The organism is Microtetraspora sp. AC03309 (assembly GCF_020826795.1).
GTDB classification, from domain to species: domain Bacteria; phylum Actinomycetota; class Actinomycetes; order Streptosporangiales; family Streptosporangiaceae; genus Microtetraspora; species Microtetraspora glauca.
In genome coordinates this window covers 1-647 of sequence record NZ_JADDIL010000337.1, presented here as the reverse complement: position 1 = coordinate 647, position 647 = coordinate 1, and the positions used below count along the sequence as shown (strand labels likewise).

Genomic DNA, 647 nt, shown 5'->3' with positions numbered 1-647 from the left:
AACCAGAAGGCAGGGGTGATGTTTGACACCTTCTGCGGAGGACTGACAGCTGTAGAAGGACTTGTTCCAGGCGGACAAATCCCAGCTGCCATCCAGACCGCCTTGAGGCCGATGTTTAAGGATCAACTCCTGCCTGAAATAGACCCGACGACGGTTCACGGCGACGACTTCTTCACCAATCAACTCAGCGATAATAGATTTAGCAATACAACATCGAACTATGCTGTCGCGTTGCAGGGCTTGATCAATTACCATCCAGAGATTGCAAGCGACGCAGCTCTGAAAGGCCTAATTAAAGATGGCCAGGTCGACTTCTACAATGTCTCCAATAAAAATCTCAATGCGCGCGACATCCTCAGTAATTGGTTTGAGGCGAACGGTGCACATTACGGTTATAACCAAGGCACCTGGACGACCCAACGTCAAGAAGGTATAACGAACGACAACTGGAGTTATTGATGCGCAGAGCTACAACGGTGCGCCGTGCATTTGCGGGCTTGTTGACTCTGTCAGTTATCAGCACCGGTTGCACGCGACCAGAGCCGTCCACCTCGAATAGCAGCCCCACCGTCTCAAACAATCCGTCAGCCGACGACATCTTGCAATACTCCAACCGATGGATTCAAAATCCAGCCATGGACCTCATG

General features: G+C 51.0%; 1 protein-coding gene. It reads left to right on the top strand.

Going from position 1 to position 647, the window contains the following annotated elements; translation table 11 throughout:
• Window positions 1-459: hypothetical protein (locus IMZ11_RS43200; RefSeq protein ID WP_228649445.1), on the top strand; the 459-nt coding region annotated here is incomplete at its 5' end.
• Window positions 460-647 lie beyond the last annotated feature (188 nt).